Annotated in this window: 20 protein-coding genes; 10 read left to right on the top strand and 10 right to left on the bottom strand. The window is 57.7% G+C overall.

The features are described 5' to 3' along the window. Positions 1–114: 114 nt before the first annotated feature. The 3 genes from ldtD to F3I21_RS04090 all read left to right on the top strand — a co-directional run bounded on the left by ldtD (position 115) and on the right by F3I21_RS04090 (position 3323). Entirely contained in the window at positions 115–1917 is a 1803-nt protein-coding gene (gene ldtD / locus F3I21_RS04100; RefSeq protein WP_058757755.1) for a L,D-transpeptidase, read from the top strand. 188 nt (positions 1918–2105) lie between these two features. Further along, positions 2106–2657, top strand: coding sequence for a YcbK family protein (locus F3I21_RS04095; RefSeq protein WP_031279855.1), 552 nt, complete (start codon positions 2106–2108; stop codon positions 2655–2657). A 36-nt stretch (positions 2658–2693) separates the two neighbouring features. After that, on the top strand, positions 2694–3323 hold the full coding sequence (locus tag F3I21_RS04090) for an MBL fold metallo-hydrolase (RefSeq protein ID WP_150058383.1): 630 nt from the start codon (positions 2694–2696) through the stop codon (positions 3321–3323). Positions 3324–3356: 33 nt separating this feature from the next. On the opposite strand, the gene F3I21_RS04085 is transcribed toward F3I21_RS04090, so the two are convergent. The 4 genes from F3I21_RS04085 to pncB form a co-directional block, all read right to left on the bottom strand. Beyond that, entirely contained in the window at positions 3357–4547 is a 1191-nt protein-coding gene (locus F3I21_RS04085; RefSeq protein WP_150058382.1) for an amino acid aminotransferase, read from the bottom strand. 200 nt (positions 4548–4747) lie between these two features. After that, complete coding sequence (ompC, locus tag F3I21_RS04080; RefSeq protein ID WP_274526761.1) at positions 4748–5848, bottom strand: porin OmpC; 1101 nt, start codon at positions 5846–5848, stop codon at positions 4748–4750. A 300-nt stretch (positions 5849–6148) separates the two neighbouring features. Next, a complete protein-coding gene (gene asnS / locus F3I21_RS04075; RefSeq protein ID WP_031279853.1) occupies positions 6149–7549 on the bottom strand; it encodes an asparagine--tRNA ligase in 1401 nt (466 codons plus the stop codon). 155 nt (positions 7550–7704) lie between these two features. Next, on the bottom strand, positions 7705–8910 hold the full coding sequence (gene pncB, locus F3I21_RS04070; protein ID WP_190286069.1) for a nicotinate phosphoribosyltransferase: 1206 nt from the start codon (positions 8908–8910) through the stop codon (positions 7705–7707). Between the two features lie 245 nt (positions 8911–9155). Here pncB and pepN point away from each other — a divergent pair, with 245 nt between their 5' ends. Next, entirely contained in the window at positions 9156–11771 is a 2616-nt protein-coding gene (gene pepN, locus F3I21_RS04065) for an aminopeptidase N (protein ID WP_150058380.1), read from the top strand. A 210-nt stretch (positions 11772–11981) separates the two neighbouring features. Here pepN and ssuB read toward each other — a convergent pair whose 3' ends face one another. From ssuB to ssuE, 5 genes are read right to left on the bottom strand one after another with little or no spacing between them, the layout of a single operon-like run. After that, positions 11982–12773: an aliphatic sulfonates ABC transporter ATP-binding protein gene (ssuB, locus tag F3I21_RS04060; protein WP_021508325.1), complete on the bottom strand. Its 792-nt coding sequence runs from the start codon at positions 12771–12773 to the stop codon at positions 11982–11984. After that, positions 12770–13561 (bottom strand): aliphatic sulfonate ABC transporter permease SsuC, encoded by a 792-nt coding sequence (ssuC, locus tag F3I21_RS04055; protein ID WP_021508324.1) that lies wholly within the window; start codon positions 13559–13561, stop codon positions 12770–12772. The genes ssuB and ssuC overlap by 4 nt, the downstream gene beginning before the upstream one ends. Before the next feature lie 10 nt (positions 13562–13571). Then, on the bottom strand, positions 13572–14717 hold the full coding sequence (gene ssuD, locus F3I21_RS04050) for an FMNH2-dependent alkanesulfonate monooxygenase (RefSeq protein ID WP_150058379.1): 1146 nt from the start codon (positions 14715–14717) through the stop codon (positions 13572–13574). An 11-nt stretch (positions 14718–14728) separates the two neighbouring features. Continuing rightward, entirely contained in the window at positions 14729–15688 is a 960-nt protein-coding gene (locus F3I21_RS04045; RefSeq protein ID WP_150058378.1) for a sulfonate ABC transporter substrate-binding protein, read from the bottom strand. 10 nt (positions 15689–15698) lie between these two features. After that, positions 15699–16250: an NADPH-dependent FMN reductase gene (gene ssuE, locus F3I21_RS04040; RefSeq protein ID WP_150058377.1), complete on the bottom strand. Its 552-nt coding sequence runs from the start codon at positions 16248–16250 to the stop codon at positions 15699–15701. A gap of 732 nt (positions 16251–16982) precedes the next feature. On the opposite strand from ssuE, the gene F3I21_RS04035 reads away from it, so the two are divergent. The 5 genes from F3I21_RS04035 (at position 16983) to F3I21_RS04015 (ending at position 22222) form a co-directional block, all read left to right on the top strand. After that, positions 16983–17777, top strand: a complete 795-nt coding sequence (locus F3I21_RS04035; RefSeq protein WP_150058376.1) for a hypothetical protein — start codon at positions 16983–16985, stop codon at positions 17775–17777. A 102-nt stretch (positions 17778–17879) separates the two neighbouring features. Beyond that, positions 17880–19397, top strand: a complete 1518-nt coding sequence (locus F3I21_RS04030) for a lipopolysaccharide biosynthesis protein (protein ID WP_021508319.1) — start codon at positions 17880–17882, stop codon at positions 19395–19397. Beyond that, a complete protein-coding gene (locus tag F3I21_RS04025; RefSeq protein ID WP_058780800.1) occupies positions 19394–20398 on the top strand; it encodes a glycosyltransferase family A protein in 1005 nt (334 codons plus the stop codon). The genes F3I21_RS04030 and F3I21_RS04025 overlap by 4 nt, the downstream gene beginning before the upstream one ends. Positions 20399–20518: 120 nt before the next feature. After that, positions 20519–21529, top strand: coding sequence for a quinone-dependent dihydroorotate dehydrogenase (gene pyrD / locus F3I21_RS04020; RefSeq protein WP_021508317.1), 1011 nt, complete (start codon positions 20519–20521; stop codon positions 21527–21529). Between the two features lie 150 nt (positions 21530–21679). After that, positions 21680–22222: a cell division protein ZapC gene (locus tag F3I21_RS04015; RefSeq protein ID WP_058759732.1), complete on the top strand. Its 543-nt coding sequence runs from the start codon at positions 21680–21682 to the stop codon at positions 22220–22222. A 3-nt stretch (positions 22223–22225) separates the two neighbouring features. Here the strand turns inward: F3I21_RS04015 and F3I21_RS04010 are convergent, their stop codons facing one another. Then, entirely contained in the window at positions 22226–23335 is a 1110-nt protein-coding gene (locus tag F3I21_RS04010) for a YcbX family protein (RefSeq protein WP_150058375.1), read from the bottom strand. Between the two features lie 96 nt (positions 23336–23431). Here F3I21_RS04010 and rlmKL point away from each other — a divergent pair, with 96 nt between their 5' ends. After that, entirely contained in the window at positions 23432–25549 is a 2118-nt protein-coding gene (rlmKL, locus tag F3I21_RS04005; protein ID WP_150058374.1) for a bifunctional 23S rRNA (guanine(2069)-N(7))-methyltransferase RlmK/23S rRNA (guanine(2445)-N(2))-methyltransferase RlmL, read from the top strand. Positions 25550–25552: the final 3 nt, after the last annotated feature.

Raw genomic sequence — 25552 nt, 5'->3', positions numbered from 1 at the left:
ACGGCATCGGCCCTGCGAGGCGGATGCCGTTTTTTATTTTATACTCAATCATAAGAGTACAGGCGGTACACGGCGTTTTCAGGATGCTGTGTCTTTGGTAAGAAGGGGGCAGGGATGTTGCTGAACAAGAAGAGCAGAGTTAATCGTGCTGCAATAGCACTCAGTTTGTCACTGATGGCGGCACCACTGGCTATCAGCCAGGCGGCAGACGTCGGCGCGCTGCCGCACAGCACGCTGTCAGTGGCTGCCAGCCAGCAGCAAATTCAGCAGGCATTTAGCCCCAGCGAACGACCCTTTTATCTGCCCGGCCTCGCCGGCATCTATGCGGCACGCAACATGGCGCCGCTGTGGCAGGATCGCGACGCCGTGCAGGCTTTCCAGCAGCAGCTGGCAGAAGTGGCGCTCTCCGGCGTACAGCCGCAGTTTACCCGCTGGGTAGAGTTGCTCACCAATCCGGATATTAAAGGCTTCGCGCGGGACGTGGTGCTAAGCGACGCCATGCTTGGCTATCTGCAGTTTGTCGCTAACGTACCAACCCAGGGCGAAACCTGGCTGTACAGCAATGTGCCGTACAAACTGACCATGCCGTCACTCTCCGCCATTAATCAGTGGCAGAACGCGGTGAACGGCGGCGGCAGCCGCGCCTTTGTGGTGTCGCTGCAGCCGCAGCATCCGCAGTACGCACCGATGCACAGTGCGTTAAAAGCGTTGCTGACCGATAACCGGCCGTGGCCGCAGCTGCGCGATAAGGGCACGCTGCGCCCGGGGCAGATCAGCGATGATGTGCCGGCGCTGCGTGAGATTCTGCAGCGCACCGGGATGCTGACCGGCACGCACAGCGCGACGCCCACGCCAGCCGACGATGCCGTCCCGACGGCGCCGCAGCCGGTGAGTCAGAGCGATCAGCCCGTGGCCGTCAGTCCGTCGGCCACCAGCGTCAGCGATCTGCCGGCGCAGGTTCCGCAGGCCAGCGGCAACATCAGCACGGTCACCCCGGCTGCCAGCAATAATGTTTACGACAACACGCTGGTGGAGGGGGTAAAACGCTTCCAGCACTGGCAGGGACTGGCCGACGACGGTGCCATCGGCCCGCGTACCCGCGAGTGGCTGAATGTTTCCCCGCAGATGCGTGCGGCGCTGCTGGCGCTGAATATCCAGCGTCTGCGTTTGCTGCCGGATGACATGCACAACGGCATCATGGTGAATATTCCCAACTATTCCCTGACCTACTACAACAACGGCAATACCATTCTGTCCTCGCGGGTGATTGTCGGTCGTCCGGACCGCAAAACGCCGCTGATGCGCAGCGCGCTCAATAATGTGGTGCTCAATCCACCGTGGAACGTGCCCACCACGCTGGTGCGCCAGGATATCGTGCCGAAGGTGAAGCAGGATCCGAGCTATCTGTATAAGCACGGCTACACGCTGCTATCGGGCTGGAGCGCCGATGCGGAAGTGATTGATCCGTCGATGATTGACTGGCACATGGTGTCCGCCGCCAGTTTCCCGTATCGCATTCGTCAGGCGCCGGGTGCCAGCAACTCGCTGGGCCGCTATAAATTCAACATGCCGAGTTCAGACGCGATTTATCTGCACGACACGCCGAACCATGGCCTGTTCCAGCGTGATATCCGTGCGCTCAGCTCCGGCTGCGTGCGCGTTAACAAAGCTTCTGAACTGGCCGATCTGCTATTGCAGGATGCGGGCTGGAACGACAGCCGTATCTCTGACACGCTGAAGCAGGGCGATACGCGCTACGTGCCGATTCGCCATCGCATTCCGGTTAATCTCTACTATCTTACGGCCTGGGTGGCGGATGATGGCCAGCCGCAGTATCGTACAGATATTTACAATTATGATAACCCGGCGCGCTCCGGCAGCCAGGTGCTGACCAAAGCGGGGCAGCTGCTGCTCTAAGCGTTGATTTCCCTGTTATCCTTCCCTCAAAGAAAATGGCAAGACCGGTCTGGAAAATTGATTTCAGACCGGTTTTGCGCATTCTGTGACAGATTGCGGGTTGACTGCTCTCCAGGCTGCGGTTACTGTTCGGCCTTGTGTACTTTTTGCACATATTTTTATCGTTTTAGATTAGGTAACCCCGCTTCATGGCTAATTTTGATTCTCAACGTCGTCGTTTATTGCTGCTGGGTGGCGCAGCGGCTGGATTGTCACTGCTGCCGGGTGCAGCGCTGGCGTCAGTTTCCACCTCCCGCCCCCGGGTATTAACGCTCAGTAACATGCATACCGGTGAAACCCTCAAAACTGAGTTTTTTAACGGTAAGAGTTATGACAAGGATGAGTTAGCTCGCTTAAACCACTTCTTCCGTGATTACCGCGCCAATCAGGTTAAACACATCGATCCACATCTGTTTGACCAGCTGTATCGTTTGCAGACGCTGCTCAACACGCGCAAACCGGTGCAGCTGATCTCCGGCTACCGTACGCTGGCGACCAATAATATGCTGCGTGAATCGGGCCCTGGCGTGGCTAAACACAGCTATCACACCAAAGGGCAGGCGATGGATTTCCACATTGAGGGCATTTCTCTGAGCAATGTTCGCAAAGCGGCGTTATCTATGCGCGCCGGTGGTGTAGGATATTACCCGCGCAGCAACTTCGTACACATTGATACCGGGCCTGCAAGGCACTGGTCCTGATACCGGCAGCGCTGCGTGTGTCGGTCATGGAGCGCTATGAATTACCTGATTATTCCGGTCACCGCCTTTTCACAGAACTGTTCCGTTATCTGGGATGACGAGACGCAACAGGCTGCGCTGGTTGATCCCGGCGGCGATGCCGAAACCATTATTGCTGTGCTGGCGGAGCGAGGCTTAACGCCGTCGCAAATCCTGCTGACCCACGGCCATCTCGATCACGTCGGTGCTGCTGCCGAACTGGCGCAGCACTATCAGGTGCCGATCGTCGGGCCGCAGCCAGCCGATGCCTTCTGGCTGGATAACCTGCCCACTCAAAGTCGGATGTTTGGTTTGCCGGAGTGCGCGCCGCTGATGCCAGATCGCTGGCTGGAAGAGGGCGAAACGGTACAGCTGGGCAACGTGACGCTGGAAGTGCTGCATTGTCCAGGGCATACGCCTGGCCATATCGTGTTCTTTGATCGTGCTGGCCGTCTGCTGATCTCAGGTGATGTGATTTTTAACGGTGGCGTCGGACGCACCGATTTTCCGCAGGGCAGCCACAGCGATCTGATCGCGGCCATCCGGGATAAACTTCTGCCGCTGGGTGATGATGTGACGTTTGTCCCCGGCCATGGCCCGATTTCCACCCTCGGCCACGAGCGCGTCAGTAATCCTTTCCTGCAATAAAAAAAATGGGCCATCAGGCCCATTTTTCGTTGGTCACAGCACGGCGACTATCGCTTCGCACAGTGCCGACATATTATCCGGCGTCATGCCTGCCACGTTAACGCGACCGGAATTCACCGCATACACGCCAAACTCTTCACGCAGACGCACCACCTGATCTTTGGTCAGACCGCTGAACGAGAACATGCCGTTCTGTTTGATGATGAAGCTGAAATCGCGCTGTGCGCCTTTCTCCGCCAGGGTATTCACAAACAGCTGGCGCATGCGCTGAATGCGCTGGCGCATGTCGGTCAGCTCCTGCACCCAGATGGTACGCAGCGCGTCGTTACCGAGAATGGTGGCGACCACGGCAGCACCGTGCGAAGGCGGGTTAGAGTAGTTGGCGCGGATGCTGTATTTCACCTGGCTGAATGCTGTCTTCGCCACGTCGGCAGTTGCCGCTACCAGCGTCAGCGCACCGACACGCTCGTTGTACAGACCAAAGTTTTTCGAGTAGGAGCTGGCGACGATCAGTTCCTGATGGGATGCGGCGAAAATGCGCAGGCCTTCAGCATCTTCATCCAGACCGCGTGCGAAGCCCTGGTAGGCGAAATCGAACAGTGGCAGCCAGCCTTTCTCCAGCGACAGCTGCGCCAGCTGTTGCCACTGGTCAGCGGTAGGATCGATACCGGTCGGGTTATGGCAGCAGCCGTGGAACAGCACCACGTCGCCCGCCTGCGCTTCCTGCAGCGAGGCCAGCATGCCGTCGAAGTCGAGGCTGTGGGTCGCCGCATCGTAATACTGGTAATCACACACTTCCAGACCGGCGGCGTTGAACACGTTTTTGTGGTTCGGCCAGCTGGGATTGCTCACCCAGACGCGTTTGACGTTGGTTTGCGTAGCGAGGAAATCCGCGGCGACGCGCAGCGCACCGGTGCCGCCCGGCGTCTGCGCGGTGCAGGCGCGGCCAGCGCTAATCAGCGCGTTCTCTTTGCCAAACAGCAGTTCCTGCGTGCAGCGCGCGAAATCAGCCAGACCATCAATGCTGAGGTAGTTTTTGGTGGTCTCGTTCTCCAGCAGATACTGCTCAGCTTTTTTCACACTGGTCAGCACCGGCGTTTTGCCGGTTTCATCTTTATAAACACCAATGCCAAGATTGATTTTATTCGGGCGGTCGTCGGCGCGAAACAGGTCAGCCAGTCCCAGAATAGGATCGGCTGGTGCGGCAAAGATTGATTCAAACATGAGTCAGTTCCGTTAGGGTGAACTTTAGCAAAATGAGCTATCAGGTTAACGTCAGACGCAACGCTTGCCAACCGCTGACATAAAAAAGAAATAACTGTGGCGTATAAAGTAATGGCGCTAATCGGGAGCCCGATCACTGAAATGCAAAACGGAGCCCGAAGGCTCCGTTTCTGAGGTGTTACGCAGTTCGAATCGGCAGATTAGAACTGGTAAACCAGGCCAACGCCAACCACGTCGTCGGTGCTGATGCCCTTCGCACGGGTAAAGTCGTTGTCGTCCAGCAGGTTGATTTTGTAGTCAACATAGGTGGACATGTTTTTGTTGAAGTAGTAATAGGTACCCACTTCGATGTATTTAACCAGGTCAGCATCGCCGCCAGCGAAGGTTGAACCGTTGCCAGTCGCGCCGCTCAGGTCCTTACCTTTAGACTGCAGGTAAGCGATGGATGGACGCAGACCGAAGTCGAACTGGTACTGAGCAACCACTTCGAAAGCCTGAACTTTGTTAGCAGTCTGGGTGTTGGTGCCACCGTAAGGAGTGGTGTTACGTGATTCACCGTAGAATGCAGCCAGGTATACGTTGTTCGCGTCATATTTCAGACCGAAACCGTAAGCGTCAGCTTTGTCGCCGTTGCCATCAAGAACCTGTGCATCGGTACGGTCAGAAGAGAAGTATGCACCTACAGCGCTGATGCCCATACCGGTGTCATACGCTACAGAAGAACCCCAGCCGTCGCCATTCTGGTTCAGGACGTCACGGCCTTCGTTTTTGCCCTGATACTGCACGGCAAAGCTCAGACCATCAACCAGACCGAAGAAGTTGCTGTTACGGTAGGTAGCCAGACCGTTTGAACGACCAACCATGAAGTTGTCGTTGTCCTGATACAGGGTATCGTCACCGAATACTGGCAGCTGGTCAGTGTAAGACATTGCGTCGTACAGAACACCGTAGTTACGGCCGTAGTCGAAGGAGCCTGCATCACCAAATTTCAGACCGGCAAAGCCCAGACGAGTTTTAGAGCCTTCGGTGCCCTGGTTCTCAGTCACGTTAGCCTGAATGTTGTATTCCCACTGGCCGTAACCGGTCAGCTGGTCGGTAATCTGAGTTTCACCCTTAAAGCCAAAACGAACATAAGATTTGTCGCCGTCATCACCAGCGTTGTCAGAGAACTGATGACGCGCATCAACTTTACCGTAGAGGTCCAGTTTGTTGCCGTCTTTATTATAAATTTCTGCTGCGTTTGCTGCGCCGGCAGCTAACAGAGCAGGGATAACCACTGCAAGAATGTTGCGCTTCATCATTATTTATTACCCTCATTGGAGTTATTTGGACATCTGCCACTGCCGTCAAGAAACCTTTACGGGAACCTTGAAAGAAGTTTGATGTCTCCTGTGTCTGCACGCATCTTTCCATCACGGGGTTGCTAATTCTAGCCCGAAAATGATTCAATTCTCGTAATTACGTATCAAAAAGCAAAATTGTATTACAATTTGTAAAATATCGGGAACTTTGTGAGAGAACTCAAAATTTACAAAAATAAAAAAAGGCCGGCAGGGCCGACCTCAATATATATATGAATTTCTTATATTTAATCTTAAATCCTAGAAATTCGCGTTACGTGGCGTGCGTGGGAACGGGATAACGTCTCTTACATTTTGTACGCCGGTGACATAGGCGATCAAACGTTCGAAACCTAAACCGAAGCCGGCATGCGGCACGGTGCCATAGCGACGCAGGTCACGATACCACCAGTAATCTTCCTTATTCAGGCCCATTTCAGCGAGGCGCGCATCCAGCACATCAAGACGCTCTTCACGCTGGGAACCGCCGATGATTTCACCGATGCCCGGCGCCAGCACGTCCATCGCCGCCACGGTTTTGCCGTCGTCGTTCATACGCATGTAGAACGCTTTGATATCTTTCGGGTAGTTCTTCACCACCACCGGCGCTTTAAAGTGTTTCTCCGCCAGATAACGCTCGTGTTCGGAAGAGAGATCGACGCCCCATGACACTGGGTTCTCGAAGCTCTGGCCGCTTTTCAGCAGAATGTCGACGGCGTCGGTGTAGTCTACCTGGGCGAAATCCGTGGTGATGAAGCGCTCCAGACGGGCGATGGCCTCTTTATCGACGCGCTCGGCGAAGAACGCCATATCATCAGCGCGCTCTTCCAGTACCGCTTTAAACACGTACTTCAGCATCGCTTCCGCCAGGGCAGCCGCATCGTCCAGCGTAGCGAACGCCACTTCCGGTTCCAGCATCCAGAATTCCGCTAAGTGACGGCTGGTATTCGAGTTTTCGGCACGGAACGTCGGGCCAAAGGTATACACTTTGGACAGCGCACAGGCATAGGTCTCGGCGTTCAGCTGGCCGGAAACGGTCAGGAAAGCCTCTTTACCAAAGAAGTCTTTATCGAAATCGACTTTGCCCTGCGGGTCGCGCGGCAGGTTCTCCAGATCCAGCGTTGAGACGCGGAACATCTCGCCGGCACCTTCGGTGTCAGAGGCGGTGATCAGCGGCGTGGAGACCCAGAAATAGCCGTTTTCATGGAAGAAGCGATGCAGCGCCTGCGCCAGCGTATGACGTACGCGTGCCACGGCACCGACAATGTTGGTGCGCGGACGCAGGTGCGCCACTTCGCGCAGGTATTCGATGCTGTGACGTTTAGCCGCCATCGGATAGGTATCCGGATCGTCCACCCAGCCGGTGACTTCAACCTGGGTCGCCTGCAGTTCGAATGCCTGGCCTTCACCCGGCGACTCCACCACTTTACCGGTGACGATCACCGAACAGCCGGTGGTCAGACGCAGCACTTCATCCTGATAATTATTCAGAGAATTATTGACGACGGCCTGAACGGGATTAAAGCAGGAACCGTCATAAACGGCGATGAAGGAAAGACCGGCTTTGGAATCTCTTCGGGTACGTACCCAACCACGTACGGTGACTTCACTGTCAACCGCGACACGGCCGTGCAGTACATCCGCTACAGGCACTACGCTCATAAAAATCTCTCTATATAAATGAAGATGGAGTGAAATAAGCCCCATTCCGGGGTTTAGCTATGTTACTTGCGAGCCACCAGGAAACAAGCAAAATTGCCGGGGAATAAAGAGATTTTCTGGCGCAGAGCAGGGCGCAGGCACCCTGCTCAGGCCAATTAGCTGGCGCGTTTGACCAGCGGCAGGTCGAAGGCTTTGCGCAGGGCGCGCACGAAGGCTTTATCCTGGCAGATGGTTTTACCGGGACTGTCGGAGAGTTTGGCCACCGGTTTGCCGTTGCAGCTCACCAGTTTGATCACGATATTCAAAGGCGTGACGCCGGGAATATCGCAGGTGAGGCGGGTGCCGATGCCAAATACCACGTTCGCGCGCTGACCGAAATGCCGATACAGCGCCAGTGCTTTATTGAGATTGAGATTGTCGGAGAACACCAGCGTTTTGCTGAGCGGATCGATATTCAGCCGCTGATAATGCGCAATGGCTTTTTCTCCCCACTCCACCGGATCGCCCGAATCATGGCGCAGGCCCTGATAGCGATGGGCAAAACCGGGGCCGAAATCACGCAGGAAGGCGTCCATCGTGATGCAGTCGGTCAGGGCAATGCCGAGCTGGTTATCGTACTCATCCAGCCACGATTGCAGCGCCGCGCGCTGGCTGTTGGCCAGTACCGGGCTGATCTGCTGATGCGCCTGGAACCATTCATGTGCCTGGGTTCCGACCGGGTTAAGCTGCAACCGGCGCGCCAGATCGTAGTTACTGGTGCCCAGCAGCCACGGGAATTCGTTTTTCAGCGTGCTGACAATCGCTTCCTGCACCGCGCGCGAATAACGACGGCGTGTGCCAAAGTCCATTAGCTGGAAGCGCGACATATCGAGATCGCCTACCTGCTCACGGAAGTGCACCAGCTTCTGCTGCAGATGCGCCACAGCCTGTTCCGCGCCGCTTTCTGGCGTCCGGTGACGGTGTACCACTTCGCTGATCAGCGCCAGCAGCGGTACTTCCCACAGAATCACTTCACGCCACGGGCCGCGAATCTGAATGCGCAGATGCCCGTGATCGTCGCGCACCTCAACCTGCGAGGCATCGAAGCGGAACTGGCGCAGCCAGTCGAGATAATCCTGCTGGAAAAACGGTAAGCTGCTGAGGTAACGATATTCGTCATCGCTCAGCGCCAGAGATTGCATGGCAGTAATGTGCGTGCGGATGGCGTCGGCATACTGGCCGAGCTGCTCATCGCTGCGGCAGCGAAATTCTGCCGTTACCGGGACATCGTAGTAACGATGATAAACGGCCTGCTGCATGTGAAGCTTATAGGCATCGGTATCAAGCAGCGTGGTCAAAATCGGGGAAGCGTGTCCAGTCATGGTGCGTTTCAGCATCCTCTTCCGCGGAGCAGAGCCCGGTATTCAACAAAGTCATAAAGACGCAGGAGTATAAAACAGTAATCACCGCGATCACACCATAATTGCAGGTGACAGGTCGAGGGTCATTTGTGCCATTGTTAATGAATTGTAGACTTTTGGCGCAACGCACGCATTGTGCGTGGCAACCCGGGCGCAACCCGCTTAGACTCTGAGGGTTGACTATATTAACGATGCGAGAAGGATTTATGACGCAACAGCCGCAAATTAAATATCGCCACGACTACCGGGCGCCGGATTACACCATCACCGATATCGACCTGACGTTTGATCTTGATGCGGCGACCACGCGCGTCACCGCCGTCAGTCAGGTAAAACGCCTTGGCGCGCAGCAGGCTGAACTGCGTCTGGACGGTGAGGCGCTGACGCTGCTGTCGCTGGCGGTGGATGGCAATCCGTGGCCGCACTACCGCGAAGAGCAGGGCGCACTGATCATCAGCCAGCTGCCGGACAACTTTACCCTGACCATCATTAATGAAATCCATCCGGATAAAAACACCGCGCTGGAAGGGCTGTATAAATCCGGCGAGGCGCTCTGCACCCAGTGTGAAGCCGAAGGCTTCCGGCATATCACCTGGTATCTCGATCGCCCGGACGTGCTGGCGCGTTTCACCACTACCCTGATCGCCGACGCGGCTAGCTATCCGTACCTGCTGTCCAACGGTAACAAGCTGGAGAGCGGTCAGCACGAGGATGGGCGTCACTGGGTGAAATGGCAGGATCCGTTCCCGAAACCCTGCTACCTGTTTGCGCTGGTCGCCGGCGATTTCGATGTGCTGCGCGATAGCTTTACCACCCGTTCCGGCCGTAACGTGGCGCTGGAAATTTTTGTCGATCGCGGCAACCTCGACCGTGCGGACTGGGCGATGACCTCGCTCAAAGCCAGCATGAAGTGGGACGAAGAGCGGTTCGGCCTCGAATATGACCTCGATATCTTTATGATCGTCGCGGTGGATTTCTTCAACATGGGCGCGATGGAGAATAAAGGCCTCAACGTCTTCAACTCCAAATACGTGCTGGCCAAAGCGGAAACCGCCACCGACAAGGATTATCTCGGCATTGAAGCCGTGATCGGTCACGAATATTTCCACAACTGGACCGGCAACCGCGTGACCTGCCGCGACTGGTTCCAGCTCAGCCTGAAAGAGGGGCTGACGGTCTTCCGCGATCAGGAGTTCAGCTCCGATCTCGGCTCGCGCGCGGTCAACCGTATTGATAATGTGCGCGTGATGCGCGGCGCGCAGTTTGCCGAAGATGCCAGCCCGATGGCCCATCCGATCCGCCCGGATCAGGTGATCGAAATGAACAACTTCTACACCCTGACGGTGTATGAGAAGGGTTCTGAAGTGATTCGCATGCTGCACACGCTGCTGGGTGAAGAGCAGTTCCAGCAGGGGATGCAGCTCTATTTCGAGCGTCACGATGGCAGCGCCGCCACCTGTGATGATTTCGTGCAGGCGATGGAAGATGCCTCCAACGTCGATTTGTCACAGTTCCGCCGCTGGTACAGTCAGTCGGGCACGCCGGTGTTGACGGTGCGTGATGACTACAACCCGGAGCTGGAGCAGTACACGCTGCACGTCACGCAGCACACGCCCCCGACCGCCGATCAAAAAGAGAAGCTGCCGCTGCACATTCCGCTGGATATCGAACTGTATGACGGTGAAGGCAAGGTCATTCCGTTGCAGCACAACGGTCATCCGGTTCATCACGTGCTGAACGTTACCGACGAGTTCCAGACCTTCATTTTCGACAACGTCTATTTCCAGCCGGTGCCGTCGCTGCTGCGGGAATTCTCCGCACCGGTGAAGCTCGACTATAAATGGAGCGATGCGCAGCTGACTTTCCTGATGCGCCACGCGCGCAACGACTTCTCGCGCTGGGATGCCGCGCAAAGCCTGCTGGCGACGTATATCCGCCTCAACGTGGCGCGCCATCAGCAGGGCCAGCCGCTGTCGCTGCCGCTGCACGTCGCCGATGCTTTCCGCGCGGTGCTGCTGGATGAGCAGGGCGATCCGGCGCTGATGGCGCTGATCCTGTCGCTGCCGTCAGAGAATGAGATCGCCGAGTTGTTCGAGGTGATCGACCCGCAGGCGATTGCCGCAGTCCGCGCGGCGCTGGTGCGCACGCTGGCGAATGAGCTGAGCGATGAATTCTATGCGGTGTATCTCGCCAACCAGAGCAGCGACTACAAAGTCGAGCATGCCGAGATCGGCAAGCGCTCGCTGAAGAATGTCTGCCTGAGCTATCTGGCGTTTGCGGACCCGGAGCAGGCCAGCAAACTGGTGCAGGCGCAGTACGACAAAGCCAGCAACATGACCGACGCGCTGGCCGCGCTGTCTGCGGCGGTGGCGGCGCAGTTGCCGTGCCGTGATGCGCTGCTGGCGGCGTACGACGAGCGCTGGCATCAGGATGGTCTGGTGATGGATAAGTGGTTTATGTTGCAGGCCACCAGCCCGGCGGCAGACGTGCTGAGCAAGGTTCGTAGCTTGCTGACGCATCGTTCGTTCACCATGGGTAACCCGAACCGCATCCGTTCATTGATTGGCGCGTTTGCCTCGGCCAACCCGGCAGCCTTCCACGCCAAAGATGGCAGCGGCTACCAGTTCCTGGTGGAGATGCTGACCGATCTCAACCGCCGCAACCCGCAGGTGGCAGCGCGTATGATTGAGCCGCTGATTCGTCTGAAGCGTTATGATGCCGACCGTCAGGCGCTGATGCGTCAGGCGCTGGAGACGCTGAAAGGGCTGGAGAATCTGTCCGGCGATCTGTACGAGAAGATCACCAAAGCGCTGAACGCGTAATCACTCAGGTCGCCCGGAATGGCGACCCTGTACGACTCGCGTAGTAATCCCCAGGTCGCCATGAATGGCGACCCTACACGACTCCCGTAGTAATCCCCAGGTCGCCATAAATGGCGACCCTACACGGATTTCGCACGGTACGTGTTTAATTACCATTAATGGCAACGATGCACGATCCCGTAGGGTGCGCATTTATGCGCACCTGTTCCTTCAGCGCTGCTGCGCGAACTGCAGGGGCTGCTCTGAGGTTCCCCGCTTCATCACCCGATCCAGTACCTCGGCTTCCAGCTCGGCGAGGCGCGCCGATCCTTTGCGGCGCGGACGCGGTAAATCCACCGCCAAATCCAGCCCGATCTGACCCTCTTCAATCAGCAATACGCGATCGGCCATCGCCACCGCTTCGCTGACATCGTGCGTCACCAGCAACACGGTAAAATTATGCTGCTGCCACAGCGACTCAATCAGGCCCTGCATTTCAATGCGCGTCAGCGCATCAAGTGCGCCGAGCGGTTCATCGAGCAGCAGCAGGCCGGGACGATGAATCAGCGCCCGCGCCAGGGCCACCCGCTGTTTCTGTCCGCCGGAAAGCGCTGCCGGCCATTCATGTGCACGATCGGCCAGACCGACCGCCGCCAGCGCCTCAAGCGCGGCGCTGCGCCACTCGCGGCCTTTCAGACCGAGGCCAACGTTATCGATCACTTTCTTCCACGGCAGCAGACGCGCATCCTGAAACATCAGGCGGGTATCTTCGCGCGCCTCGGCCAGCGGCGCGTTGCCCGCCAGCAGTTCACCGTGCGTGGTGGATTCCAGCCCGGCCAGCAGGCGCAGCAGGGTACTTTTACCGCAGCCGCTGCGGCCGACCACCGCGACAAACTGGCCGGCTGGAATATGTAAATCGATATGATTCAGGATGGTGCGATTGCCATACTGCTTGGTGACGCCATTGACGCCCACCGGGGTACCGCGGTTCAGACGCGCCGGGCTTAGCGTTGCGTTGCTCATGCGTTCTCCTCCTTCAATTGGTAAGCCGGATGCCAGCGCAGCCAGACACGCTCCAGCAGCTGTGCCGTCACGTCGGCCAGTTTGCCCAGCAGGGCATAGAGAATGATGGCGACCACCACCACATCGGTTTGCAGAAACTCACGGGCGTTCATTGCCAGATAGCCAATACCGGAGTTGGCCGAGATGGTTTCGGCCACGATCAGCGTCAGCCACATCAGACCGAGGGCAAAGCGCACGCCAACCATGATTGACGGCAGCGCGCCCGGCAAAATCACCTGAATAAACAGGCTCCAGCCGGAGAGACCATAGCTGCGCGCCATCTCCACCAGGCCGCGGTCAATATTCCGTATGCCGTGATAGGTATTGAGGTAGATAGGGAACAGCGTGCCGAGCGCCACAAGAAAAATTTTGGCTGACTCGTCGATGCCGAACCACAGAATCACCAGCGGGATCAGCGCCAGGTGCGGCACGTTACGCAGCATCTGCACCGAGGTATCCAGCAACCGTTCCCCGGTGCGCGACGTGCCGGTAATCAGCCCGAGAATCAGGCCAATCGAACCGCCAATGGCAAAGCCGATTGCCGCTCGCCAGCCGCTGATGGCGAGGTGTTGCCACAACTCACCGCTGGCCGCGAGATGCCAGAAGGTGATGACAATATTCTCCGGCGAGGGCAGGATGCGCGTCGACAGCCAGCCGGCCTGTGAGGCAATCTGCCACACCACCACCAGCAGCACCGGCAGCGCCCACGGCAGCAGGGCATTGCTCAGCTGTTTCTTGACCTTTGCCATATGCAACTCCTTAACTCTGCGCGACTTTTTGCGGGGTGAAATCATTGGCGACCGCTTCACCGTGCGCCTGCACTACGCGGGGTTGCGGGATTTCCGGCACGGCCAGGTCGAGATGCGGGAACAGCAGCTCGCCCACGCGATAGGCCTCTTCCAGATGCGGATAGCCAGACAGAATAAAGGTCTCGATGCCGAGATCCTGATACTCCTGCATACGCGCCGCGACCGTCGGACCGTCGCCCACTAGTGCAGTCCCGGCACCGCCGCGTACCAGACCGACGCCGGCCCACAGGTTCGGGCTGATCTCCAGCCGATCGCGGCGTCCGCCGTGCAGCGCGGCCATGCGCTGCTGACCGACTGAATCGGTGCGGGCAAAAGCCGCCTGCGCTTTAGCAATGGTGGCATCGTCAAGATGGGCAATGAGCCGTTCTGCCGCCTGCCATGCTTCCTCATTGGTTTCACGCACAATCACGTGCAGACGAATGCCGAAGCGCACCGTGCGCCCCTGCGCCGCCGCTTTGGCGCGCACCTGTTCAATCTTCTCTTTGACCAGCGCGGGGGGTTCGCCCCAGGTCAGATAGACATCCACCTGCTCCGCGGCCAGATCCTGCGCGGCATCCGATGAGCCGCCAAACCACAGCGGTGGACGTGGCTGCTGCACCGCTTTAAACATTAATCGTGCACCGCGCACTTTGACGTACTTGCCTTCGTAATCGACCGTTTCGCCTTCACTCACCCGGCGCCAGACGCGGGTAAACTCCGCAGATTCGGCATAACGCTCGCGGTGATCGAGGAAAACGCCGTCGCCCGCCAGCTCTTCCGGATCGCCGCCGGTGACGAGGTTAAACAGCGCGCGTCCGTTGGAGAGACGATCGAGCGTGGCGGCCTGCCGTGCGGCCTGCGTCGGGGAAATCACTCCCGGGCGCAGCGCCACCAGGAAACGCAGGCGCTGCGTCACCGGAATCAGGGATGCGGCCACCAGCCATGCATCTTCACACGACCGGCCGGTGGGGATCAGCACGCCACCAAAACCGAGGCGATCGGCGGCCTGCGCCACCTGTTGCAGATAACCGTGGTCCACCGGGCGCGCGCCTTCGGCGGTACCGAGATAGTGGCCGTCGCCGTGAGTGGGAAGAAACCAGAATACGGATACGCTCATGATAAATTTCCTTATGGCCGGGCCGGCAGTGGCTGCCAGATGCGATCGGCAATGGTGACTTTGACCGGCATTAAATGGTTGGCATAAAACAGATCGGCAGTTTGCTGTTGGGCCTGCGCCGTGTGGGCGCTGACCGGCGTAATAGTGGTCGGCGGACGATGGTCAAGGTAGCTGGCGATCACCGGCTTCGGCAGGCCCATCGCCTGTGCCAGCAGATCGATACTTTGCTGGCGCTGGCTGCGCGTCAGCGCGTCGGCTTCGCTAAAGGTGTGCAGCACCTGCTGCACGAAGTCACCGTGCTCGGTAGCAAAGCTGCGCGTGGCGAGGTAGAACGAACCGGTCTGGTTCAGCTTACTGCCGTCCACCAGCACACGGACGTTGCCCTGCAGCAGCGCAGCGGAATAGTAGGGATCCCAGATCGCCCAGGCGTCAACATCACCCTGCTGAAACGCGGCGCGCGCATCGGCTGGCGTCAGATAAGTCGGCTGAATATCGTTAAAGCTCAGGCCAGCCTGTTCCAGCGCGCGCAGCAGCAGATTGTGCGAACTGGAGCCTTTCTGGAACGCCACTTTATGACCTTTCAGTTGCGCCACGCTGTGGATGGGACTGTCCTTCGGCACCAGAATCACTTCAGCCTGCGGCTTCGGTGGCTCCGAGCCGACATACAGCAAATCCGCCCCGGCGGCCTGAGCAAACAGCGGCGGGATATCACCGGTGCTGCCCAGGTCAATGCTGCCCACGTTCAGCGCCTCAAGCATTTGCGGACCGGCCGGAAACTCGATCCACTGAATGTTGGTGGCCGGGAAGCGCTGCTCCAGCAGCCGATGCGATTTGGCCAGCACCATGCTGACCGATCCTTTCTGATAGCCGATACGGAATTGTGCCGGCGCTTCGGCAGCCTGAGCCGCGAGGGTCAGGGCAAACAGCGCGGTAACGGTTGGCAGCAGCCAGCGGGTTAACATCCTTTTCATCGCGGTTCCTTTATACAGCCTGAGCATAGGGTTGATGACGACGGTGCAGCGCCTGCCAGAAGGTTTCCAGCGCCTCATCAATGCGCTCGCTCAGCAGCGCATCCAGCTCAGGCTGGCGGTCGTAATGGGTGATTTGCGTATCACTGGCGAACACGCCGTGCAGAACTTCCTGCGCTTTCAGCGCGTTCAGCACCGGTTTCAGCGCGTAGTCAACGGCCAGCATGTGCGCCACGCTGCCGCCGCTCGCCAGCGGCAGCACCACTTTATGTTCCAGCGCGCGCTCTGGCAGCAGGTCGAGCAGGGTTTTCAGCGCACCAGAGAAAGAGGCTTTATAAATCGGCGTGGCGACGATCAGCCCCTCCGCGAGCGCTAAATCCGCTTTCAGCGCGGTCAGTGCCGGTGAGTCAAAGCGCGCATATAGCAAATCTTCCGGCTGAAAGTTGTGAATGTTCCACGGAATCACCTCAACGCCACGCGCTTCCAGCGCCCGATGACACACACTCAGCAGCGCCGTAGAACGTGAAGGAAAACGCGGACTCCCCGCCAGCGTAATAACCCGCATGGTCACTCCTTATAACTGAAAGTTATTGATTAGCAATTATTGAGAACTGATGCGTTCAATCCTGACAGAGCAGGCGGCGAGGCGTAAATGATTTATCCGGCAATGGATAGCCGTCAGGCGGGAATAGCCCGCTCTTATAAAGGAAGGGAAAAGCGCCTCTAAGGTTAATCTGAATTGCACCCGCAGATTGCCGGGTTTTCATTAGCGACTTCCGTCACGGGCAAGGTGAGAATGATTAAAAGCGCTGTTGCCTGGTTAAATCAGAGGTGTAACCGTCGACACATATCGCCGGGCGCGCCATTGTCGTCAGGCTTAAGAAGAAATAGATGAGGTAATTTAAGCTGTAGCGAAGAAATGGCGGCCTAAGTTAAAAATTATCACCAGGATTTTTCTCACCTGCTGTTTTCGCTGCTCCATTTTAAGTTGGCCTTAAATTGAAGAGGAAGTGTGTCAAAACGTAGCCTTTTATTAAAATTGAGCCATGTCTCAACGTTTCCTGTTACGAGTATTGCTAATTTCCTCTGCGCTTAAGTGGGGCTTTCTTTAGTGACGCTTAACAATAAAAGGCAAATAAACAGCCAGCCTGGCAAGGGCCAATAGTCATGCCGTCGGCGGGCTGTTTATAATCGATTGAGTTTTCTTACGCTAAAAAAAAGTCACTGCCTTATTTGCGCCTTAATTGGGCGGATTTTTATCTGGCCATTATTCAGTATTATTTTTAGGGAGAGGAATATGGGAAGGTCTGCTCTGTTAGTGCATCCGGCTGAGCCGGTCGCCGCTCAGCCTGCGCGCGTCGCGGCTGATAACGTTAATCCGCTGTTGTGCTATCTGCTGCAGCCGGATGCCGCGCACAGCCAGTTTACCGCTGTGCCACAGCCAGCGGCGGAGAGCGTCAGCGACGACGCGTTCTTACTGTTTGCCGCCGACGGCTTTGCGCCCTCTGCTGCACTGTTGCAGGAAGTGGCAACGCTCAGCCATCAGCGCCCGGAGCTCAACTGCATGCTGGTTTCACTGGCACCGCGCGCACTGAGCAGCGGCCTGCAGCCGTCGCTGCAGCTGTTTCAGCAGCTGCAGGCGCAGCGCCTGTGGCAGCAGAATAACTATGCGGTCATCCTGCGCGCCGCGCTGGTGAAAAATGCCGCTCCGCTGGTGCGCATTCAGGATGTGATGCTGGCCGGCCTGTTAAATACGCAAACGGTATGGCTGCTGGATGCCCGCGCGGAGCATCAGGTCACCACGGTTAATCCGCCGCCCAGCTATCAGCAATTTATGACGGAGTATGAAAAGGTCACCCGTTTGTCACACTTTATTCCGGAGCGAAACCGCTATCGCCAGAGTTATTTACGCAGCGGGTTATTACAGCTGGTACAGCAGGAATTAAACGCTGAAACGCAGTTCTCTAATAATGTGCGGCACGCGGTGCGCTACTTTGCCGATCAGTTTTCACCGCAGAGCACAATGGAAAAACTGTTACTGAAACAGCCCGACCTCTATTTCTCACTGATGAAAATGAGAAAAAGCCGCTGAGATAGCGCCAGCGTTAATTTTAAGAATTACTCCCGTGGGCGCTGAGGTATTTTTGTGTCACGCTGTTAACACTGAGAAAAATACCCAGACGCCAGAGTTTTTATGTCTATCAAACGTAACGCGATTGCCAACTATGTTGGCCAGATCTATCTGACGCTGTCAGGTATTTTAGTAGTTCCCCTGTATATTCAGCATTTAGGTATGGAAGCTTACGGTCTCGTGGGCTTCTTTTCTATATTGCTGACCTGGCTGCAGCTGCTCGACGCGGGCGTTTCAACCACGCTGATGCGCGAGGCGGCACGCTACCGGGCAAATCAGGCAGAATTTGTCTGGTTTCCGGCGCTGTTTGCCACGCTGACCCGCTTCTTCCTGTTCTCCACCCTGGTGCTGGTGGTGCTCGGCTGGCTGGCAACGCCATGGATTGCCACGCACTGGCTGGATGCGCAGCACTTACCCGCCAGCGATGTGGTGGTGGCCGTGGCGATCATGGTGATCACCGCCGCGATTCGCTGGCGTACCAGCCCGTATCGCAGTGTGATTGTCGGTTTTGAGCATCAGGTCTGGCTCAACGGCGTGAACCTGATCATTACCACGCTGCGTACTTTTGGCGCGGTACTGGTGATCCAGCTGTTCCCGAATCCGCTGCTGACCTTCTTTATCTGGCAATTGCTGGTGTCGATTGCCGAAGCCGCCTGCTGTATCTGGAAATCCTGTCAGCTGGTGCCCCGCGCAGCGCGCAAAGAGAAGCGCGACGATCTGAAAGGCGTGCTCAAACCCTTTATTCGCTTTGCGCTGAGCGCCGCCTTCTCCAGCGCCGTGTGGACCTTTATTTCGCAGATTGACCGGCTGGTGCTGTCCAAAACCCTGCCGCTGAGCGAATACGGCTCGTTCACCGTGGTCGCCACGGCTGCGACCGGGATCCTGCTGCTGAGCAGTCCGATTATGCAGGCGATTGTGCCGCGCATGACCGGCATGAAAACCCGTCAGCAGGGCGATGCCGAATCGCTGAAGCTCTATCGCTATACCACCCAGGCGGTGGCAATTTTTATGGCCCCGCTCAGCATCACCATTGCCTGCTATGCCGGACCGCTGCTGTGGGCGTGGACGCAGAAACCGCAAATTGTCGAAGAGATGGCGTTCGTGCTTAGCCTGTATGCGCTCGGCAGCGGCATCCAGGCGATCTGCGGCCTGCTGTATCACCTGCAATACGTCAACGGAAATCTGAAACTGCACATGCAGGGATTCACCTGTTTTGCCGTCGTGCTGGTGCCGCTCAACATCTGGTGTGCCGTCCATTACGGGGCGCTGGGCACCGGCTGGCTGTGGCTGGGGCAAAACATCTTCTATTTAGTTGGCTGGGCGTGGCTGGTGCATCGCCGCTTTGCGCCGGGCATCCATTTCAGCTGGCTGACGCGCGACGTAGCGCTGATTTGGGCGGTGTCGGCACTGATTGCCTGGCTCAGCACGCTGTTGCCCATTGAGTGGAACCAGAATCGCTGGATCAACCTGCTGTGGCTGGGGCTGATCGGGGCCTTTAACCTTGGCGTGTGCTGTCTGTTACACAGCCTGGTGCTAAAACGCCTGCGCGCGCCGCTTGTTAACGCAGAGGAAAGAGGATGAGCATGACATCACGCCGCACGCCGACGGTTTCGGTAATTATCCCTAACTGGAACTGCGCGCCCTGGCTGCCGGAAACCCTGGGGTCGCTGCTTCGCCAGTCATCGCCGCCGGAAGAGATCATCATTATTGATGATGGCTCAAGCGATGACAGCGTGGCCTGGCTGACGGCGTTTGCTGCGCAGCATCCGCAGGTGACGCTGCTGAGTGGCGGACGCGGCGGCGTCAGTGCCGCGCGCATGAAGGGGCTGGCCGCAGCCAGCGGCGATTTCGTCTATTTTATGGATGCTGACGACTTCGTCTCGACCGAACTGTTCGCCGATTTCCGCCGCGTGCAGGCGCGTCATCCGGAGATTGATCTGTTCTGCTTTGGCGCGAAGATGTTTTTCGACCTGCCAGCGCCGCAGCGCCATTATCAGACCATCCATCAGCGCCACGTCAGCGGCCTGCTGCCGGGCGGCAGCGCCACGCTGCGCACGCTGATTCAGCATCAGTCGGCGCATCGGGTGATCTGGAGCAGCATCATCTCGCGTCGCCTGATTGACCAGCTCGATCTGCAGTTTCTGCCGATCCAGAACCATGAAGACGCGCCCTTTATGTTCGCCCTCTACCTGCAGGCGCGCGCGCTGTACTGCACCAGCCAGAGCTACTACTACAAACGCTTTATGCTGAGTTCACTGTCGCAGAGCACGCGCGACTTCTCATGGGTGAAAAATTACTTTATCGCCCGCGCTGGCAGTGAGCAGTTCCTGCAGCAGCAGCAACTGCCGCACGATGAGGCGCTGCTGGACGATTATTACCAGACGGTGATGCACGGCTGCCTGACGCAAATCCGCAAAAATCACATGACGGTGCCCGCCGAGTGGCAGCCGCAGGTGAATCAGCTGGTGCGTAAAGTGTTACAGCACAACGCGCGACTGAAACTGCTGTGGTATTGCCCGGCGATTTACAGCGGCTTACAGGCCTGCCGCGATCGTCTGGGACGCTATTCCGCCCGACGCTGATACCGATCAAATTGTTGCATCCCAGAGTAATTTACTTTTGCGCCAGAGCACCTTACCATTCTGGCGCACAAATTCCCGTGCACCCGACTTTCACGAAGCTTCCGCCATTCAGGAGAGTGCATGCTATATCCTATCGTCCGGCCGGCGCTGTTTAAGCTCGATCCAGAGCGCGCGCACGAACTCACCTTTCAACAGTTACGCTTCATCAGCGGCACGCCGCTGGAAGGGCTGATTCGTCAGTCGCTGCCGTCACGCCCGGTGACCTGTATGGGGCTGACCTTTCCGAACGCACTGGGTCTGGCTGCGGGGCTGGATAAGAACGCGGAGTGCATTGATGCCTTTGGCGCCATGGGCTTTGGCTTTGTCGAAGTGGGCACGGTGACGCCACGCGCACAGCCGGGCAATGACAAACCCCGCATGTTCCGGCTGGTGGCGGCGGAGGGTATCATTAACCGCATGGGGTTTAATAATCTCGGCGTTGATCACCTGGTAGAGAATGTGAAAAAGGCGCGCTTTAAAGGCGTGCTCGGCATCAATATTGGTAAAAATAAAGACACGCCGGTAGAGCAGGGCAAAGACGATTATCTCACCTGCATGGAAAAGGTGTATGCGCACGCCGGTTATATTGCCATCAATATTTCCTCACCGAATACCCCCGGATTACGTTCGCTGCAATATGGCGAAGCGCTGGACGATCTGCTGTCGGCGATTAAATTAAAACAGCGGGCGCTGCAGGAAAGCCATCTGAAATATGTGCCGGTGGCGGTGAAGATCGCGCCGGATCTTTCTGAAGAAGAATTGATCCAGGTTGCCGACAGTTTAGTGCGCCACGAAATAGACGGCGTGATCGCCACCAATACCACGCTCGATCGTTCGCTGGTGAGCGGGCTGAAATATGCCGACGAAGCGGGGGGATTAAGTGGCCGTCCGGTTCAGTCGCGCAGCACCGAGGTGATTCGCCGTCTGGCGCAGGAGCTGCAGGGACGTCTGCCTATTATTGGCGTCGGTGGCATTGATTCGCTGGTCGCGGCACGGGAAAAAATGGCGGCTGGCGCAACGCTGGTACAGATATACTCTGGCTTTATTTATAAAGGTCCGGGTTTAATTAAAGATATCGTGACCCATCTCTAAGACATTTCTCACTTTCCCTGGCCGGGGGGTTTATTTCTCCCTCCGGCTCGTTTATATTTTGTCCTGTTCGTACAATTTTCAGCTTTTTCCTTAAAGCAATATTTTAAATTTGAGCGCCGTTTAGCGCAGCGTAAATCCACAGGGCACCCCATGAAAATCAAACCCGATGACAACTGGCGTTGGTATTTTGACGCAGAGCATGACCGGATGATGCTGGATCTGGCCGATGGAATGTTATTTCGCTCGCGCTTCTCGCGCAAAATGCTGACGCCCGATGCCTTTAATGACAGCGGTTTTTGCGTTGATGACGCTGCGCTTTATTTTACTTTTGAGGAGCGCTGTCGCCAGAGCGGTTTAAAAAGCGATCAGCGCGCCGAGCTGGTGCTGAATGCGCTGGTGGCCAGCCGTTTCCTTAAGCCGCTGATGCCGAAAAGCTGGCACTTCACCAGCCATGCGCACAGCTGGCAGCCCGTCGCGGGCGATATGGTGGCGGTAACGCTGGCCGACAGCGGCGAACAGGCACAGCTGCTGGTGGTCGAGAGCGGCGAGAATGCCGCGCTCTGTCTGCTGGCGCAGAGTGCGCTGACGGTGGCGGGCAAAGGGATGCAGCTCGGCGATGCCATCAAGATCATGAACGATCGCCTGCAGCCACAGTTGCAGGAGAGCAGCGCGCCCTTCGCCCGCGCGGTGTAGCACTTACGCCAGTTCGATATCTCCGTTCGGAATACAGCTGCAGCTGAGAATGGTGCCGTCGCCGCGCACCGCGCTCTGCTTCAGCGCCTTCACGTCACCCGACACCAGCGTCATTTTGCAGCTGCCGCAGATTCCGGCCCGACACGAATAGGGAATGCGAAAGCCCTGCATCTCCAGCTGTTCCAGTAATACCTGCTGATTATCGCCGGCAAACTGCTGACCCTGATAGCCAATGGTCACGGCGGCCGGTGCGCTGCTGGCGGCCTGCAGCGTTTCCACCACCTCACCGACACCGTAAGCGCGCGGCGTCTGCCGTTCCAGCACTTCAACCGTATCGCCGACGCGCACGATGCCGCTGTTAAGCGCAATCAGATTCAGGCCGAAATCGATATCTCCGCTGCCGTCCTGCGCGCTGCGAAAGCGCTGCAGCGTGGCGAGCGGTTCGCCCTGCGGGTGCTTGCGACCGCTTTCGGTGCCGATGGTGGTAAACACGCAGCGGCTGCACGGCTTCGGCATCTCGAAAGTGATCTCGCCGATCTTAATACGTTTCCAGCTGTCCTCGTCCCAGGCGCTGGCGCCGCTGACGATCAGATTGGGGCGGAACTGCTCCAGCCGCACGCTGGCCGGACAGCGCTGCTGCAGATCCTGCAGCGACGCCATGTTGACCAGCAGGTAAGGGAAGCCGTCGGCGAACCCCAGCGGGACCTGGTCGAAGCGTTTTACCCGGCGAGACGGCTCAGTGCCGACCCAGCGTAGCTGCACCGGGCGCGGGAAAAAGCCGCTCAGCCACTGGTTAATGGTGTCAGGCGCAATGCGCGCAGTGAACTGGTTGCCCCACACTTCCGTCGGTGCCGGCTGGGCGCTGAAATCGCTGAAGCGGATCAGCGCCTGGCTGCCGTCCGGCGCGGTGATGAATAGCCCGTCGGGCAGCAGGGCGGGCGTAAAACGCACCATCTCCGGAAACTGGCGGGCGGTAATAAAGGTCCCGTCCGCTTCGGTCACCATAAAGATGCGATCGAAGGCCAGACCGCTTTCCAGCACCTGCGCGTGTGACAGCTGCAAACCACGCATCGATTTAACCGGGTGAATATACAGGCGAGACAGGGTAATCATCACAACTCCGTACAGACAAAAAGAAGCTAACTTTATGACATAGGACGCTGATTCGCTATAATGCGCAACAATTTTAGCAAGAGTAAAAGTGACGATATGAATTCTCTGTTTGCCAGTACGGCGCGTGGGCTCGAAGAGCTGTTGAAAACTGAGCTGGACGCGCTGGGTGCGCAGGATTTGCAGGTGGTGCAGGGCGGCGTCCACTTCCGAGCCGACGACCGCGTAATGTACCAAAGCCTGCTGTGGAGCCGTCTGGCTTCACGTATTTTGCTGCCGCTGGGAGAATTCGGCGTCTGGAGCGATCTCGATCTCTACGTCGGCGCGCAAAGCATCCCGTGGAGCGAGCTGTTTGACAGCAACACCACGTTCGCCATCCACTTCAGCGGCACCAATGAGGTGATTCGTAACAGCCAGTTTGGTGCGCTGCGCATCAAAGATGCGATTGTCGATAGCTTTACCCGGCAGAATCTGGAGCGTCCGAGTGTCGATCGCGAGCAGCCGGGCATCCGCATTAACGCGTGGCTGAACAAAGATCGCGTTAGCATCGCGCTGGATCTCAGCGGCACTGCACTGCACCAGCGCGGCTATCGTCAGCAAACCGGCCAGGCACCGCTGAAAGAGAACCTGGCGGCGGCGATTGTGATGCGCTCCGGCTGGCAGAACGGCACGCCGCTGGTCGAACCGATGTGCGGCTCCGGCACGCTGCTGATTGAAGCGGCGCTGATCGCCTGCGATCGCGCGCCGGGCCTGCTGCGTTCGCACTGGGGCTTCAGCCGCTGGAAACGCCATAACAGCGCGCTGTGGCAGGAGGTGCGCAGCGACGCGCTGCAGCGTGCGCGCGCCGGCACAGCCGCCACCACGTCACGCTTCTTTGGCTATGATAATGATGGTCGCGTGCTGGAGTGGGCACGTGCCAACGCGCGCCGCGCCGGCGTGTTCGATCTGTTCACCTTTGCGCAGCAGGATGTGCTGCAGCTGAAAAATCCGCTGGCGGGCGAAGCGATGCGCGGTACGGTGCTGAGTAACCCGCCGTACGGTGAGCGTCTGGAGAGCGAGCCGGCGCTGATTGCGCTGCACAGCCAGCTGGGCCGCATCATGAAACAGCAGTTTGGTGGCTGGAATTTGTCGCTGTTCAGCGCCTCACCAGAGCTGCTCAGCTGCCTGCAGCTGCGCGCCGATCGCCAGTTTAAAGCGAAAAACGGTCCGCTGGAGTGCGTACAGAAGAACTACCAGCTGGCGGAGAACAGCGCCGAAGGCGGCGCACAGATTGCCGAAGACTTTGCTAACCGCCTGCGTAAGAACAGCAAAAAACTGGACAAGTGGACGCGCCAGTCGAATATTGACTGCTACCGCCTGTATGACGCCGATCTGCCGGAGTATAACGTGGCGGTCGATCGCTACGCCGACTGGGTGGTGGTTCAGGAGTACGCTCCGCCGAAAACCGTGGATGCGACCAAAGCGCGCCAGCGCCTGTTTGACGTGATCGGTGCCACGCTGAGCGTACTGGAGATACCGGCCAATCGCCTGGTGCTGAAAACCCGCGAACGGCAGAAGGGCAAAAACCAGTACCAAAAGCTGAGCGAGAAGGGCGAATTCTTTGAAGTGCAGGAGTTTAACGCGCGGCTGCTGGTGAACCTGACGGATTATCTCGATACCGGCCTGTTCCTCGACCACCGTATCGCGCGCCAGATGCTGGGCCAGATGAGCCAGGGGAAAGATTTCCTTAACCTGTTCTCCTATACCGGTAGCGCCAGCGTGCACGCCGGGCTGGGCGGCGCCAAATCCACCACCACGGTCGATATGTCGCGCACCTATCTGGAGTGGGCCGAACGTAACCTGCGCCTGAACGGATTAACCGGGCGCCAGCATCGCCTGATGCAGGCGGACTGCCTGAGCTGGCTGCGCGAAAGCGATGAGCAGTTCGATCTGATCTTTATCGATCCGCCGACCTTCTCCAACTCCAAACGCATGGAAGATGACTTCGATGTGCAGCGCGACCACCTGATGCTGCTGCAGAACCTGAAGCGCATGCTGCGTCGCGGCGGCACCATTATGTTCTCCAACAACAAGCGCGGCTTCAAAATGGATCTGGACGGCTTGCAGCGTCTGGGTCTGCAGGCGCAGGAAATTACGCAAAAAACGCTGTCGCAGGACTTTGCGCGCAACCGTCAAATTCACAACTGCTGGCTGGTAAGCCACGCCGGTAAGGAATAAGTT

Origin of the sequence: Pantoea sp. B_9 (assembly GCF_008632015.1) — a bacterium.
In the GTDB taxonomy this organism is placed as follows: Bacteria; Pseudomonadota; Gammaproteobacteria; order Enterobacterales; family Enterobacteriaceae; genus Pantoea; species Pantoea dispersa.
The sequence above is the reverse complement of the archived record's forward strand: the minus strand, read 5'-3'. Positions and strand labels throughout refer to the sequence as shown.